Here is a 13,972-nt window from a genome sequence, read left to right on the forward strand (position 1 = left end):
TTCCCTCATGGCGGGAATAAACTGACGAATCGTTGCCGGACGTAAGGGTCACATTTCGCTTCCCTATTCGCCGAATTTTCACACGCCGCTTGAGCGATGTTTTGATCCGCTGCATTTACTTGGAAGCGCGGCTCGCAATCATCGAGCCTTTTTGCATTGTCGCGCCGTGATTGGATAGCCTTGCACGGGGCGTTAGCGCCGATAACAAGAAACAGCGTGTGTGGTTTTCCTTGAATGAAGCCCGCCATGGCTTTCAAATTGTAAGGTACAGCAGCTTTCCTGTGAACAGTGAGTGCCGAGCCTTGACATCGTTTCCCGCTATGAGGGTAATTCAATCACCCTGCGCTGGTACATTTGTGCGCCCAAGAAAATTAAATTCAACTAGTTCCGGCGCCAGCTTTGGTTGAGCTAAAAAGGTTCCAACGTTTTTACAGAGTTGATTTGCTATTGCGGCCTGACACCATCCCATCAGGCAGCTTGAACGAATTTTAAAGAGTATAGGGCCGTGCGGGTGGTTCCCGGGCGGCCCAATTTAACCCAGAGATTGTTTTTTGGGCCTTGTGAGTAGATTTGTATATGAAGAACGCTCGGACACATAGGGCTGCCGATTTTCGGCATTCGCCTGATGGTTACTTTTTAGAAGAGCTTCCTGAGAGTGTGCTTGCCGATCGGTTAGAGCGGAGGCACTCCATCACAACAGCAGCCTCTGTAATCGTATGCGTATCGATGATCACGCTGTGTTTTGTGGCTTGATGCATTCTAGCTGAGAAGCCTTTCGGATCAATCTGGTTTGAGCCGGGTAGGGGACCTCGTGGTGCCAGTGGATGACAAAACGGTTCCTTTGCCGCTATTTTGGAACGAGCACCGAGATTATTCACCGGACGCTGATGGTGTATTTTCGATTCCCACTTTCGCTATGCAATGTGGAATTCCCGCTTCACGAGCGTGACTGCCAGACAGTCAGGACCGAATGTCAAAATAGAACAAATTGATAAGCTGGTGTTGTTGGCTAGAGGCCCCTTGGGCCGTATTCGACATGATGGAATGCTTGGTTCGGTGCTCAGGGCATAGAGCAATACAGAACGCTGACTTCGATCGAGTATCACAGTTATTGAAAAATGAAATCTAACCTCTTCAATAAGAACCCTTGGAGTCTTGCGCCTCGACGGCAGTTTTAAGATGGTTACTAAGTCCGTGCCCAACCAAACTAGCGAGCACCCAAGGAAGCAGACGGGAAGAGGGAGGTTAACATGCTGAACAGCATTCGGATTATCGAGATCGAAGGGGTCGGTCCGGGCCCATTTTCGGCCATGCACCTTGCCGATATGGGCGCAGACGTCATTGTGGTTCACCGCAAAGGCGGCAACCCGACCCCAGGAATGCCCGACCAGCCAATAATCGACCGTGGCAAACGGTCCATCTCGCTTGACCTCAAAGACCCCAATGACGTGGCGACCCTAAAGGCGCTGCTGCGGACTGCGGACGGGCTTATCGAAGGATTTCGCCCCGGCGTCATGGAAAAGTTGGGGCTTGGGCCGAAAGACTGCCACGCAGTCAAACCAGCGCTTGTATACGGCCGCATGACGGGCTGGGGGCAGAGCGGCTCGATGTCGCGAACGGCAGGGCATGATATGAACTACATCGGGGTGTCGGGCGCGTTATGGTATGCTTCGTTGCCGGGTCAGCCTCCGGTCGCGCCGCCCACGCTTGTGGGGGACATCGGTGGCGGGGCGCTTTATCTTACGGTCGGTATGCTGGCAGGCATCCTGAACGCCCGCGCAACTGGTAAGGGCACGGTGGTGGACGCCGCGATCGTGGATGGATCCGCGCACATGATGAATTTGCTGATGACCCTAAGGCAAAGCGGACCTAAAAGTTCAGAGAGGGGTATAGGCCTGCTAGATGGTCCTCACTGGAGCCGGACTTACGTCTGTGCTGATGGCGGTTTCATGAGTGTCCAATCTCTTGAACCGAAATTTTACTCCGTTTTTCTGCGTCGGTTGGGCGTGCAAGATGATCCTGATTTTGCCCGACAATTTGAGGCGGACAGTTGGGGTCAGGCTACCCGTCGTCTTGTCGAGATTTTTGCAACGGAGACCCGGGACTATTGGGCTGCGCGGTTTGACGGTACGGACGCCTGTGCAGGTCCAGTCCTCAGTCCCGATGAGGCGGCCGAGCATCAGGTGAGCAAAGAACGTGGCATCTGGCACGATGATGACCAACTGCAAGCGGCGGCTGCCCCACGCTTTGATGGACGCGCAATACCGCCCGGAACCCCGCCCGCGCGCGGCCAACACACCGAAGAAATTCTGGCCGAGCTTGGCAAATCGATCGAACGCTGGAGGGTGTAAAAGGATGACTTACGCCTCTCCCTCTAATGGATGGAGAATGTCGTATGTTCATTGGTGCAATTGAAAAATTATGCCCGGTTGCTGTGTTCGGTAACAGATGCTGAAAGCGTTTCAAGTATGCTGTGTGAAGCAAGTAAAGATGCGACATGGGCAGTCCTCCTGTCGCAGATGAATCACAAAGCCACAATGGATGGACTCGGCCGTACCATTGTCTGTTCAGCACGGAACAGCTGTCATCCGACCAAAACCGTCAGCTGACGGCATTGAGCCCTTAGTAGCTGGCACTTCGGTATGCATTTTTAGACATTGAGGGCGAGATGCGGTTCCGGGAAAGACGGATGCATCGAACCGCGTATCAAGACCCTTGCTCGTTACATCTGTTTCGTTTTTCTAACAGATATTGTTGTATTCGTACTGATAGCCAATGCAGGATGTTAACAACGTTCGTACAGAGAATTGAAGTCCCCTAGAGGAGGTCGGAACCGATGGCCGTGAAAACTTGGACGATGTCAATGTTCACAAGCGGCCTGTTGCTGCTCGGGAGTGCGGCAAGCGCTGAGGATCGACCGAACATCTTGCTGGTTATGGCGGATGATCTGGGTTGGACTGATCTTGGCTCATATGGTAGCGAAATTGATACGCCGAATTTGGACACGTTGGCCCAACAAGGCATGCTGTTTACGGATTTTCATGCTTCAGTGTCGTGTTCTCCGACCCGTTCGATGTTGATGTCAGGCAATGACAATCATGTCGCAGGGCTTGGCACGATGAGCGAGATGCTGGTCGCCAATCAGGTTGGACAACCGGGTTATGAGGGCCACTTGAATGATCGCGTCGCTTCAATGGCAGAGGTGCTGCAAGCAGCGGGTTATCACACCTATATGTCTGGCAAGTGGCACCTTGGTCATAAGGAAGGTGAACTGCCGTTTGATCGCGGCTTTGAATCGAGCTTTACGATGTTGGTTGGCGGGGCAAGCCACTGGGACGATATGCTTGGCATTCTGCCCGAAGACCACCCGGCTCCCTATGCTTCTAACGGCAAGCACATTGATAGTTTGCCTGCAGATTTCTACTCAAGCCGCAGCTACGTCGATATATTGATCGACCAGATCAGAACCAATCACGGAGATGATAAACCGTTTCTGGCCTATCTGGCCTTCACGGCACCGCATGACCCGGTGCATGTGCCGGAACCATGGTTGTCAAAGTACAAGGGTCGGTATGACGAAGGTTACGATGTCCTGAAAGACCGACGCTGGACCGCGGCCAAGGACTTGGGTCGGGTGCCCGAGACCGCAATTATGCCGGCACGCCAGAAGGTTGTGAAGCCGTGGAATGAGTTGTCTGAAGAAGCAAAAGCCACAGAAAGCCGCGGCATGGAAGTCTATGCGGGCATGGTCGAGGCCATGGATTACCACTATGGCCGAGTTATTGACTACCTCGCTGACATAGGCGAGTTGGACAATACCGTGATCGTGTTTTTGTCTGACAACGGTTCAAATCCGTTTTACTCGGCAGATTATCCCGGGGCTACTAACCCAGAATTTGTCAATTTGTTTGACCACAGCTTGGAAAATATTGGCCACCCGGGGTCGAACTACGCCTATGGCCCAGGCTTTGCGACCGCGTCGAACGGACCGCTTGACTGGTTCAAGCTGACCGTTGGTGAGGGTGGCATCCGGGTGCCGCTGATTATGGCAGGACCGGGTATCCCTGAGGGAGAAACAACCGACGCGTTTGCTTATGTCTGGGACGTTTTGCCGACGCTTTTGGACGTTACAGACGTTGAATATCCCACAACATTTAACGGCCATGAAGTAGAACAACCGCGTGGTCGAACGATGATGCCGTTGATCAGTGGTGCAGCGCAGGAAGTTTATGGGCCGGAAGATTTCGTCGGCGGCGAAATGGGCGAAGGTAAATGGATGCGTCAGGGCAGCTACAAGGCTGTTTTGGTTCCGCCGCCCTATGGCGACAGCAAATGGCGCCTGTTTAACGTTGATGAAGATCCGGGTGAGAGCAACAATCTGGCAAGCGAGAAGCCAGAGCTGCTGGCCAAACTCGTGGCTGCATGGAACGATTATGCCGCCGATGTCGGGGTCGTTCCAGCGGTGCCGTGAGAACGCTCTAACTTGGTCGGCGTGGTCAGCCCTCAAAAATTGAACTGCCCTGATATGGAGAAATATGCCGTTGGCGCAAGGCTCGACTTGTTGTTCCTGAGCCTAAGGCGTCCTAAGTAAAGCGGTCCGCTCTCGCTTGGGGATCGGGGTTTGCCTGTCCTGTGGAGGCCGCGCAAGCGCACGCTTCCGAAACGATCATTCTAGGCGCCGGAATTGTTGGCCCGGAGATTGGGCTACGTTCCTGTTCGAATGAATGAATGCTGTCCGTCTAGATCCTAAGGTTCGTAAAGACCCTACCTTTCCGTCACCAGCAGAATGGGCGGTCAGTGACCAAAACCCTTTGCCGATTTCGACCTCGCATTTCTAGAAGCTGACCTTGGGGCACGTGCAGCGAAAGCACACTTGTCCGCATGACAGACCTTGTTTCAACGCGCCGCGAATGACCGGTTCGAGACCAGACTGCAGGATTGTGAAAGCTACATAGATGACCGCAAAGAGCTGGATACGAAAGCCAGACTTAGGCTTGCTTTCAGCATCAGGTCAGTATTCGCACTTTTGCTCAAGCTGGCAACAACTACTCTAGAAAATACGGCTCGCGTCGAGGCGCAAAGCGAGCTCCAAACAAAGAGTTCCCAAAAACATCAAATCAGGTGAGAATAGCGCAGCGAATTAGTGGGCTAGCATGAAAAAATTGATCACACAGCAAAGCATACGGAACTTACTGTTGCATTGTGCAAAGGCGCAGCCTGGTCAGCGCCTACTGATTGCCTATGAACCCTCAAGTTTTGGATTTTTTAGTTCAAAAATCATTGAACAGGTGGCCGCTGGTGCGCTTGAATTAGGATTGCTGGTCGAGTGTCTGGATGTTGGGTTTTCAGCTGAAAACCCCTCGATGAATCCTGAGCTACTAGCAGCGATTGAGGATGCGGATATAGTCGTCTTTTTGGCGCGCTTAGGGGATCAACTCCGGTTTTCTGAGATGCCGAAAGGCAAGGCAATCATCAATAGTTATACGCTGAACGAGCATCTGCTAAATTCCGCATTTGCAAGTGCACATTACGACGCTTTCTTAGCCCTAAAACATGCCGCTGATCGCTGTATTGCTGACGCCCAATTGATCACCATAACCTGCCCAGCGGGGACATCGGTTTGCGGCAACCCAAATCTGCAGCACAAAAAACAGACCGACACTGCTTTGAAGCGGTTCCCGATGTCCGTATTCTCGCCGGTCCCGGCACAAGGGTTCTCGGGTAAGGTTGCATTGGCCGGCTTCTTAACCGGCACTGGTTCACAGTATTACGACAATTACACGGTCGAATTCGAGGGGCAGGTTTTTGCTGTTCTTGAGGCTGGCAGGTTAGCTGGATTTGAGGGGCTGGCCTCAGATGTTTCTGCAGCCAATGCGCATTATGATCGGGTTGCAGGTCTTTTTGAAATCGATCGGAATTTTGTGCATTCGTGGCATGCGGGGATACATCCGGGATGCGGGTTCCCTTGGAATATACGCCAAGATTATGAGCGTTGGGGTGGCGTCGCATTTGGCAACCCACGCGTTCTACACTTCCACACCTGCGGTAACTATGCCCCCGGTGAGATATCGTGGAACGCCTTAGACCCAACCATCGTGGTTGATGGTGTAACGATCTGGGAAAACGGTGTTTTTCGTGCAGACAAGTTGCCCGAAGGGCCGGATATCCTAAAGCAATTCCCATGTGCAGCGTCGGCTTTTGCGCATCCTGATCGAAATATTGGACTGCTGGAAAAAGCCTAATCCTTTAACGCTCGGCACGCCTGTTGAAACGCAACAAATTCTTCCCCGATTGCTTGTGCCGCAGCTTCTAGGAGCATTGCCCCATGTTCTGGCGTCGCCAGAGCAGAATGAGACCCAACCCGGCCATCAGGAAAATCGGCGCGATGCTGATCTGGCGGACCGTGCCGATCACCGCTGTGTGCACGAATGTAATCTGTTGTCAGTTTCTTTGGCGGTTCGGCTGCGACACCTGCGGCGCGGGCACCGTGTAACGCCTGAGTGATGGCAACTTCGGACGGAGTGGCGTGCATGCCCTCCCAATCGCCGTATAAGTCAGCACGCATTCCATTGACCAAAGCAGGCGCCCACCAGCTTTGGATTGCGACCGTAGATTTTGGCAAACTGGCCGTCGCCTGAGCGATGGGTTCAAGGTTTGCGCCGTGCCCGTTCACAATAAATACGCCCAAGAAACCCTGATCAAGCAGGCCTTGGCAAACTTGCGTCACCAGCGCACCAAAGAGGTCTGGTGTAATGGAGACGGTCCCCGCGAATGCAGTGTTAAATGGTGCAGGCGCATACTCGATTGTTGGGGCGACAATAGCGCCCACATCTTCGGCGGCCTTTTGTGCAACGGCAGTTGCGCAAATCGCATCTGTACCGATTAACCCCATAGGACCATGCTGTTCAATCGAACCGACGGGCAGCAGCGCACATATCCCATTCGATAGTTGCTCATCGACCTCGGGCCAGGTCATCATACTTAACAGCATTTGGTCCCACCTTTCCGTTTTGCGCAGTTTCTGGTGACGTGAAAAACCGATCATCCGGCAAGTCGCAGAATGGGTTTTCGTTATGCTGAATTTACGTCTGAAATCCGTTCTAGCGCGTCACATCGTACAGTTTAACTACTGACGCTAAGTGTCGCTTTGATTTCTCTTAATTGCCACAATGAAACGCACGGCAATTGAGCAGCAGATGGCCTAACCACCTGCTGCACTTTTTTGGTGGGACTACAGGCCCCAATTGGCTTTATTTGTCTCAAAGAAACCCTTGGCCTTCTTCACTTTAACCCAGTTGTTCACATAGTTGATCCAAACTTGATCCGTTTGCGGCAGCAACATTGCGATCGGCGTAGGCGAGCGGGCCTCTGCGCCTTCTACGCGCATGACGCCGAACTTCTCTTCCAACGTGGAACCTTCAATATTGGATGTGATAAAGACGTCTGCACGCCCAGCCAACACTTCCTGATAGCCACGCGCCGGGGCTTCAACAACTTTGATATCCGCATTTGGATACCATTCACGCACCAACTTTTCGAACGTTGTTCCCAAGGTGGTCGCAACCTTTACACCCGGCTGGTTAATTGCGTCATGGTCTGCAAACTTTCCAGCGTTCTCCTTGATCGTGAAGGGGTAGATTTCCACGGATATATAGCTTTCAGAGAAACCCGCCGCTTTCATGCGTGCAGGCGAGATCGAAGCGGAGCCGGTGATGTGGTATTGGCCTGCAACCACACCGTTCACCAGTGTTTTCCAATCAGTGGGAACGAATTCGACTTCTACGCCCAAGTCTGTCGCCAACTCGGTCATGATGTCGATGTCAAAACCTTTATAGCTGTTGGTTGCGGGGTCACGCACACTCATTGGGTTCCAATCCCCCGTGGTGCCAACTTTTAAAACGCCAGTTTGGAGTATTTCGTTAAGTGCAGATTGTGCTTGCGCCGCACCACTAAGGGTAAGCCCCAAGACAGCGACTGCTGCCGCTTTGAAAAGTCTGTTCATCGTATTCTCCCGTAGGTGATTTATTTTGTTGTCTTGTCTTGTCTGGCATACTCGCTTGTATGGTCCTGAATTTCAAATAGAGTATCAGGACAAGAAATCCACCAACGCTAAATAGTCAGGACCCGGATGCCGCAAACAGCAATCGAGCTTGTTGATGTGAATAAGTGGTTTGGCACGTTTCATGTCCTCAAAGATATCAACTTAACTGTCGGTACGGGCGAAAAAGTTGTGATCTGTGGGCCATCGGGGTCCGGGAAATCGACCGTCGTTCGCTGCATCAATCGGCTCGAAGAGCATCAAAAGGGCACGATCCGGCTTGATGGGCGCGAGCTTACTAATGATCCCAAATCCGCCGCCTCGATCCAAGGTGAGGTTGGAATGGTGTTTCAACAGTTCAATTTGTTTCCGCATTTGAGTGTTCTAGAAAACCTAATCCTTGGCCCTATGAAAGCGCGTGGCCAAAGTCGGGCGGATGCCACTGCAACGGCACGTCTTTACCTCGAACGCGTCCGCATTCCAAACCAATCGGACAAAATGCCCGGACAACTTTCGGGTGGCCAACAGCAACGTGTGGCCATCGCCCGGTCGCTGTGTATGGAGCCAAAAGTGATGTTGTTTGATGAGCCAACCTCATCACTGGACCCTGAAATGATATCAGAGGTCCTTGATGTCATGGTCGAACTGGCGGGCGAAGGGATGACCATGGTGGTGGTGACCCACGAAATGGGATTTGCCCGTAAAGTCGCCGACAAGATGATCTTTATGGATGAGGGTGAGATCGTCGAACAAGCTGACCCCGAAGCATTCTTTAGTAACCCCAAGACGGAGCGTTGCCGCACCTTCTTGAGCCAAATCTTGCAGCACTAGGGGGAGCAGATGAAAAAAATCAGTATCGCCTTGCTGTTATTGCTTGCTTTAGGTGGGTGTTCTTCAGGCCTCTGGGGCTGGTACGTGATCAACCCCATGACGGACGCAGGTTGGGTCAATGTCCGGTTCATGATTTCGGGGATGGGGGCCACGATATCGATCTCACTCATCGCCGCTGCTATCTCGATCATATTGGGCCTGGTGGTTGCGCTGCCCGGACAATCGACAAGACGTGGCTGGCGCATCGTGAACCGAGTTTATGTAGAATTCGTTCGATCCATCCCCCTGTTGCCGATGCTGTTTTGGGTGTTTTACGGATTACCATTGGTCTTTAAGGCCATGGGATTGAACATTCCCATCGATCCGTTCTGGGGCGCGATCATCACACTGGCCGTTTCCGACAGTGCGTTTACGGCAGAAATTTATCGTTCCGGCATTCAGTCCATTGAAAAAGGCCAACGTGAAGCGGCACAGACCATCGGTCTGAACTACATGCAAACGATGCGCTATGTCATCATGCCGCAAGCCATCCGTCGCATTCTGCCACCACTGGCCAACCAGTTTATCTACATCGTCAAGATGAGCGCTTTTGCCTCTGTCATTGGCATGCAGGAACTCACCAGACGCGCGAACGAGTTGGTGGTGACGGAATATCGTCCGCTTGAAATCTATTCGCTTTTGATTGTCGAATATCTGATCCTTGTGCTGATCATCAGCGCTGGCGTGCGTTGGCTTGAGCGGCGCATGGGATCAAATGAACAAGGGTAAGGAGAGCTCAAATGGACTGGCATGACTTCATGGCTGAAACGGAGGCAAATCTGGCGGCGTTTTCCAAAGAGGTGCCGCAGACCGTCAAAGGGTTTGGCCAGATGGGGCGGGCGGCCAAAGCTGAGGGCGCGTTATCTGAAAAGACCAAAGAGTTTATCGCCCTTGGCATCGCAATCGCCACGCGGTGTGACAGCTGCATTGGCTTTCATGTACGCTCACTTGTGCGTCTAAAAGCAAGCCGAGATGAGCTTAACGAGGCTTTGGCTATGGCAACCTATATGGGTGGCGGACCATCTTATGCCTACTCTGCCAAGGCGCTGGCAGCATTTGATGCGTTTTCAAGCGAGGCCGAGTGATGCGTCCCGATCTTGCAGGGTCCGAGGGCTACATCCGCAATACATGGTATGTCGCGGGTTTAAGCGAAGACTTTGGCCGGGATCTTACACCTGTCATCATGCTTGAAGACGAGATTGTGATTTACCGAGACACTCAAGGCAAACCTGCAGCCCTTGAAGATGCCTGTCCGCATCGCAAACTGCCCCTGTCACGTGGTACAATTGAAGGTGACTATGTTGTCTGCGGCTATCACGGGCTGACGTTCGATTGCTCCGGTGAATGTGTGATCGCACCTACGCAATTGGACAATCCACCGCGTCGCGCCGCTGTGCGTTCCTATCCAGCAATCGACCGTTGGGGGTTTTTGTGGGTGTGGATGGGTGATGCTTCTCTTGCAGCAGATACCCCGATTATCGATATCCCAAACTTTGATAATTCTGACTGGGGCAAGACCCCTCGTGGCGGCATGGCTATGGATTGCCACTACTTGTATATCGTTGATAACTTGCTTGACCCCAGCCATGTCGCTTGGGTGCATCTGACATCTTTTGCTGGGGCCGGTACCGACAATCGCCCACTTGAAATTGAAGAGCTGGATGATGGCGTAATCGTTGGGCGCTGGATCGCTGACGAGGTTCCACCGCCTTATTACCAAGATATGCTGCCCTTTGGCCCAAAGGTTGACCGTAAGCAGCACTATGAATGCCGGCTCCCTTCCACGGCAATCAATATGTCGGTTTACACCCCAACGGGCGAGGGTGGCGCGGACAAACCGCTGTCGCAAAACGCGTTTATCAACATCTCCTATAACTTCATTACACCAGTGGATGCCTGTACCACCAAGTACTTCTGGTTTCAGCACCGCAATATGCACAGCAATGATGATGCCCTATCTGAACGCATGTTTGAGGGGGCTAAAATGGCCTTTCAAGAAGACAAAGATGTACTGGAATTCGTTCAAAAGGGTATGGCTAAGCGCAAAGGCGGCTATCTCAATTTGGGTCTTGATGCGGGGGCTGTTCGTTTTCGCAATCGAGTTGCCAAAGCCATCACGGCCGAAAGTGCGACAAAACAACTAGGGGATGCATGACATGACCGCGTGGATTAAGATGGTTGATGATAAGGATGCGGGCCCGCGCCTAAAAGAGTTGCTAGATCATGCACGTACGCCCCATGGCACAGTCGACACTGTCATGCGCGTGCATTCTTTGCGGCCAGAGACGATGAACGGTCACGTGACGCTCTATCGATCTGTCCTGCATTCGGACGACAATCAACTGTCGTTCTTGTTTCTAGAAATAGTCGCCAGCTATACGTCAATCCTGAACGACTGTACTTATTCGTTAACCCACCACTTTATGAACGTGCGCAACCTTCTACGCGACCAGCCGCGCAGCGACCGCATATTTACTGCGCTCAAATCGCATCGTCCTGAGGATGAGTTTGATGGCAAAGAACTGGCATTGCTACGCTATGCAGGCAAGCTTACCCAAGCAGTTGGGAAGATGGTCAAATCCGATTTTGAGGCCTTGAAAATCGCCGGATGCGAGGATGGCGAAATACTCGAGGTCAATCAGGTTTGTGCGTATTTTAACTATTCAAACCGTCTATTGAATGGGTTGGGATGTACCACGGATGGGGATCAGATTGGGTATTACAAAGAGGACGCACCGGATCCGGAGACAGATTGAACTTGGGCGCACTCTATAAATAACCAGTCCGCGCGCAGCAGATTGAACGTTTCAGATCGGTGCCGTGCGCCTCTATTGCCAATCTACAGCGGTGCAGCGAATGGTCGGTCACGGATTTTTGGCCCAATCTTCAACTCTCTGCTCACCGCAAAGACCGATATCTTGCGGCTAAGCAGACTTCGCAAGGTATTGACCAACTCGTTTCAACCCTTCTTTCAAAACCGCAGGGTTGTTAGCGTAGCCAATACGCACATACCCCTCCATATTTAACGCCGACCCAGGCGTGAACATGACACCCGTTTCTTTTAACAAATCGACGCAGAAATCGCGGGATGTCATTGCCAATTCGAATTTCAACAAAGCAGTCGTGCCCGACACTGGCTTGAGCCATTTGATCAAAGGTTGCTCTGCGACCCACGCGTCCAAAATTGCCAAATTACCGCGTGTGATTGCTTTGCTGCGCCCTAGCACTTTGTCACGATTCTCCAACGCGAGGGCCGCGAAATGGTCGTTGATCATTCCAACTGAGATTGTGTCGTAATCGCGGTGGATCGCGACCGCTTCGATCACGTCGCGCGGAGCTGCTATCCAACCAAGGCGCAGACCTGCAAGCGCGTAGGCCTTGGACACACTGGCGGTACTGATCCCTTTTTCGTAGACATCTGCGATTGATATAGTCGTACCAGAACCCGCCTGATCCACGCCACGATATACTTCGTCACACAGCACCCATGCGCCAACTTCACGGGCGATGGCCGCTATGTCTTCTAGCATAGCCTGATCCATTAACGCACCGGTTGGGTTGTTGGGGTTGTTTATAGCAATCAGTTTCGTACCCGGCACGACAAGCGACCGCAGTTCTTCTAGATCAGGCAGAAACCCGTTTTCCGCTCGCAATTGTAAAGGATGCACATCGGCACCAATGCTTGCAGGGATCGAGTAGTGCTGTTGGTAGGTTGGCACTACGGCCACAACCCGATCACCCGCCGATACCAAGGTTTTGTGGACCAACATATTGGCTCCGATGGTCCCGTGGGTGACGATTACGTTTTCTGGTTTCTGTTGATCATAAAGGGCGCAAATAGCGCGGCGCAGGCGCATTGATCCTTCGATTTCACCGTAGGTCATTTTCATTGACAGAAGCTCTGAAAGGTCGGTGTCGTTTTTGCCTACCAGAGCCAAAAGCTCGGCAATCGTCAGGCTTTCGACGCAGGTTTCAGCCAAGTTCCATTCGCACTTGGTCTCCCATTCGTTCATCCACATTTCGACGCCAAAAGGTTCAATATACATACTGGAATTCCTATTTTTGTGCGCAAGCGGCGCGGTAGATGGCATGGGCGATGGCAATGTCTTCAAGGCCCAGCCCAACAGATCGGAAAAATACGGGACGTCCCTCAGCTGGTATCGGGCATGTGCCCACGGAGAGTTCGGCCAAGTCTCCACGCAAATCGGCAACCGTCCAACCGTGATCCCGTGCAGCAAGCACCATCTCACCTGCCGTCGCTGGTGTCGTTGCGCGGTAATCGCAATAGACTTGTGCATGGGTCAGAAACGCAGGCGATACTTCGTGGGCTTGATGCGCATTGGTGCTGATCGACGTTACCAAAGCGTTGGATGAAAGTTTCGTGTGGTCCACAACGGGTGATCCAGAAGATGTGCAAAGCATCACGACATCGGCGTCCTGTGCTGCGGCCTCTGCGCTGTCTGCAAGAATCACATTCGGGCAGACCGATTGCCAATGTGCCCAGTTGTCGGAATCTTTTTTCAGGTTGGGTGAAGAAACATGGACCTGCTGCCAAGGACGCAGTTTTTGCACATGACGCCAATGAGCGGCGGCAACAGGCCCAGATCCGATGATTGCTATACGTTTCGCGTCTTGGTGTGCCAACAGATCGATGGCCAAAGCCGTGGTTGCCGCTGTGCGTTCCGTTGTCAAAGCTCCTGCATCGCAGAGGCACAGCGGTTGGCCCGTTTGCGCAGACATCAGCACCGTCCACGCCGTGATGATCGGTTTGCCGCTCGTCAAAAGGTAGGGTGACAGTTTGGCCCCGAACACGCCCGCGTTTGTGTCAGCTCCCAGATAGGTAATGAAATCGCCTTTGTCCTCGGACAACAGCGCCAAAGTCTGAGGAGGTTGGACCGCTTGCGCGTTGCCAAGCCCGATAAAGAGTTGACGCATTTCCTGCAAAACATCGACCTGCGGCAACAACACTTCTACGGCGGTAGCGTCCAGTGTTATTGGGGGCGTGGTCATTAGGCTCAACTCCATTTATTTGAAGCACTTGTATTAGAGCTCGGTAGATTGGGC

The 13,972-nt window shown here is 52.5% G+C and carries 12 protein-coding genes; 8 read left to right on the forward strand and 4 right to left on the reverse strand.

The genetic code is table 11. The features are described from left to right. Positions 1-1,250: 1,250 nt before the first annotated feature. The 3 genes from C1J03_RS09630 (at position 1,251) to C1J03_RS09645 (ending at position 6,242) form a co-directional block, all read left to right on the forward strand. On the forward strand, positions 1,251-2,351 hold the full coding sequence (locus C1J03_RS09630) for a CaiB/BaiF CoA transferase family protein (RefSeq protein ID WP_114885980.1): 1,101 nt from the start codon (positions 1,251-1,253) through the stop codon (positions 2,349-2,351). A gap of 485 nt (positions 2,352-2,836) precedes the next feature. Beyond that, entirely contained in the window at positions 2,837-4,471 is a 1,635-nt protein-coding gene (locus tag C1J03_RS09635) for an arylsulfatase (RefSeq protein ID WP_114885982.1), read from the forward strand. A 682-nt stretch (positions 4,472-5,153) separates the two neighbouring features. Beyond that, positions 5,154-6,242: a hypothetical protein gene (locus tag C1J03_RS09645; RefSeq protein ID WP_114885986.1), complete on the forward strand. Its 1,089-nt coding sequence runs from the start codon at positions 5,154-5,156 to the stop codon at positions 6,240-6,242. On the opposite strand, the gene C1J03_RS09650 is transcribed toward C1J03_RS09645, so the two are convergent. Both C1J03_RS09650 and C1J03_RS09655 read right to left on the reverse strand, forming a co-directional pair. After that, positions 6,239-6,991: a creatininase family protein gene (locus C1J03_RS09650; protein WP_114888943.1), complete on the reverse strand. Its 753-nt coding sequence runs from the start codon at positions 6,989-6,991 to the stop codon at positions 6,239-6,241. The two genes, C1J03_RS09645 and C1J03_RS09650, sit on opposite strands and share 4 nt — an antisense overlap. A 240-nt stretch (positions 6,992-7,231) precedes the next feature. Continuing rightward, positions 7,232-8,002 (reverse strand): transporter substrate-binding domain-containing protein, encoded by a 771-nt coding sequence (locus tag C1J03_RS09655; protein ID WP_114885988.1) that lies wholly within the window; start codon positions 8,000-8,002, stop codon positions 7,232-7,234. 126 nt (positions 8,003-8,128) lie between these two features. Here C1J03_RS09655 and C1J03_RS09660 point away from each other — a divergent pair, with 126 nt between their 5' ends. The 5 genes from C1J03_RS09660 to C1J03_RS09680 are packed head-to-tail and all read left to right on the forward strand — an operon-like array spanning position 8,129 to position 11,664. Further along, a complete protein-coding gene (locus tag C1J03_RS09660) occupies positions 8,129-8,869 on the forward strand; it encodes an amino acid ABC transporter ATP-binding protein (protein WP_114885991.1) in 741 nt (246 codons plus the stop codon). Positions 8,870-8,878: 9 nt separating this feature from the next. Continuing rightward, a complete protein-coding gene (locus tag C1J03_RS09665) occupies positions 8,879-9,637 on the forward strand; it encodes an amino acid ABC transporter permease (RefSeq protein WP_114885993.1) in 759 nt (252 codons plus the stop codon). A gap of 11 nt (positions 9,638-9,648) precedes the next feature. Then, positions 9,649-9,993 carry a carboxymuconolactone decarboxylase family protein gene (locus C1J03_RS09670; RefSeq protein WP_114885995.1) on the forward strand — a complete coding sequence of 115 codons (345 nt, stop codon included), beginning with the start codon at positions 9,649-9,651 and terminating at the stop codon, positions 9,991-9,993. Further along, positions 9,993-11,063, forward strand: coding sequence for an aromatic ring-hydroxylating dioxygenase subunit alpha (locus C1J03_RS09675; RefSeq protein ID WP_114885998.1), 1,071 nt, complete (start codon positions 9,993-9,995; stop codon positions 11,061-11,063). Before C1J03_RS09670 ends, C1J03_RS09675 begins: the two co-directional genes overlap by 1 nt. 1 nt (position 11,064) lies before the next feature. Further along, complete coding sequence (locus C1J03_RS09680; RefSeq protein ID WP_114886001.1) at positions 11,065-11,664, forward strand: peroxidase-related enzyme; 600 nt, start codon at positions 11,065-11,067, stop codon at positions 11,662-11,664. A gap of 168 nt (positions 11,665-11,832) precedes the next feature. Here C1J03_RS09680 and C1J03_RS09685 read toward each other — a convergent pair whose 3' ends face one another. Next, positions 11,833-12,954: an aminotransferase gene (locus C1J03_RS09685; RefSeq protein WP_114886003.1), complete on the reverse strand. Its 1,122-nt coding sequence runs from the start codon at positions 12,952-12,954 to the stop codon at positions 11,833-11,835. 10 nt (positions 12,955-12,964) lie between these two features. Then, positions 12,965-13,918: an ornithine cyclodeaminase family protein gene (locus C1J03_RS09690; protein WP_114886005.1), complete on the reverse strand. Its 954-nt coding sequence runs from the start codon at positions 13,916-13,918 to the stop codon at positions 12,965-12,967. Positions 13,919-13,972 lie beyond the last annotated feature (54 nt).

This window comes from Sulfitobacter sp. SK012 (assembly GCF_003352085.1).
GTDB lineage: Bacteria > Pseudomonadota > Alphaproteobacteria > Rhodobacterales > Rhodobacteraceae > Sulfitobacter.

Excerpts from the sequence above, each read along its gene's own strand:
- C1J03_RS09675 (WP_114885998.1), top strand. The coding sequence starts at position 9,993 with ATGCGTCCCGATCTTGCAGGGTCCGAGGGCTACATCCGCAATACATGG.
- C1J03_RS09690 (WP_114886005.1), bottom strand. The coding sequence starts at position 13,918 with ATGACCACGCCCCCAATAACACTGGACGCTACCGCCGTAGAAGTGTTG.
- C1J03_RS09665 (WP_114885993.1), top strand. The coding sequence starts at position 8,879 with ATGAAAAAAATCAGTATCGCCTTGCTGTTATTGCTTGCTTTAGGTGGG.
- C1J03_RS09630 (WP_114885980.1), top strand. The coding sequence starts at position 1,251 with ATGCTGAACAGCATTCGGATTATCGAGATCGAAGGGGTCGGTCCGGGC.
- C1J03_RS09660 (WP_114885991.1), top strand. The coding sequence starts at position 8,129 with ATGCCGCAAACAGCAATCGAGCTTGTTGATGTGAATAAGTGGTTTGGC.
- C1J03_RS09655 (WP_114885988.1), bottom strand. The coding sequence starts at position 8,002 with ATGAACAGACTTTTCAAAGCGGCAGCAGTCGCTGTCTTGGGGCTTACC.
- C1J03_RS09670 (WP_114885995.1), top strand. The coding sequence starts at position 9,649 with ATGGACTGGCATGACTTCATGGCTGAAACGGAGGCAAATCTGGCGGCG.
- C1J03_RS09635 (WP_114885982.1), top strand. The coding sequence starts at position 2,837 with ATGGCCGTGAAAACTTGGACGATGTCAATGTTCACAAGCGGCCTGTTG.
- C1J03_RS09650 (WP_114888943.1), bottom strand. The coding sequence starts at position 6,991 with ATGCTGTTAAGTATGATGACCTGGCCCGAGGTCGATGAGCAACTATCG.
- C1J03_RS09680 (WP_114886001.1), top strand. The coding sequence starts at position 11,065 with ATGACCGCGTGGATTAAGATGGTTGATGATAAGGATGCGGGCCCGCGC.
- C1J03_RS09645 (WP_114885986.1), top strand. The coding sequence starts at position 5,154 with ATGAAAAAATTGATCACACAGCAAAGCATACGGAACTTACTGTTGCAT.
- C1J03_RS09685 (WP_114886003.1), bottom strand. The coding sequence starts at position 12,954 with ATGTATATTGAACCTTTTGGCGTCGAAATGTGGATGAACGAATGGGAG.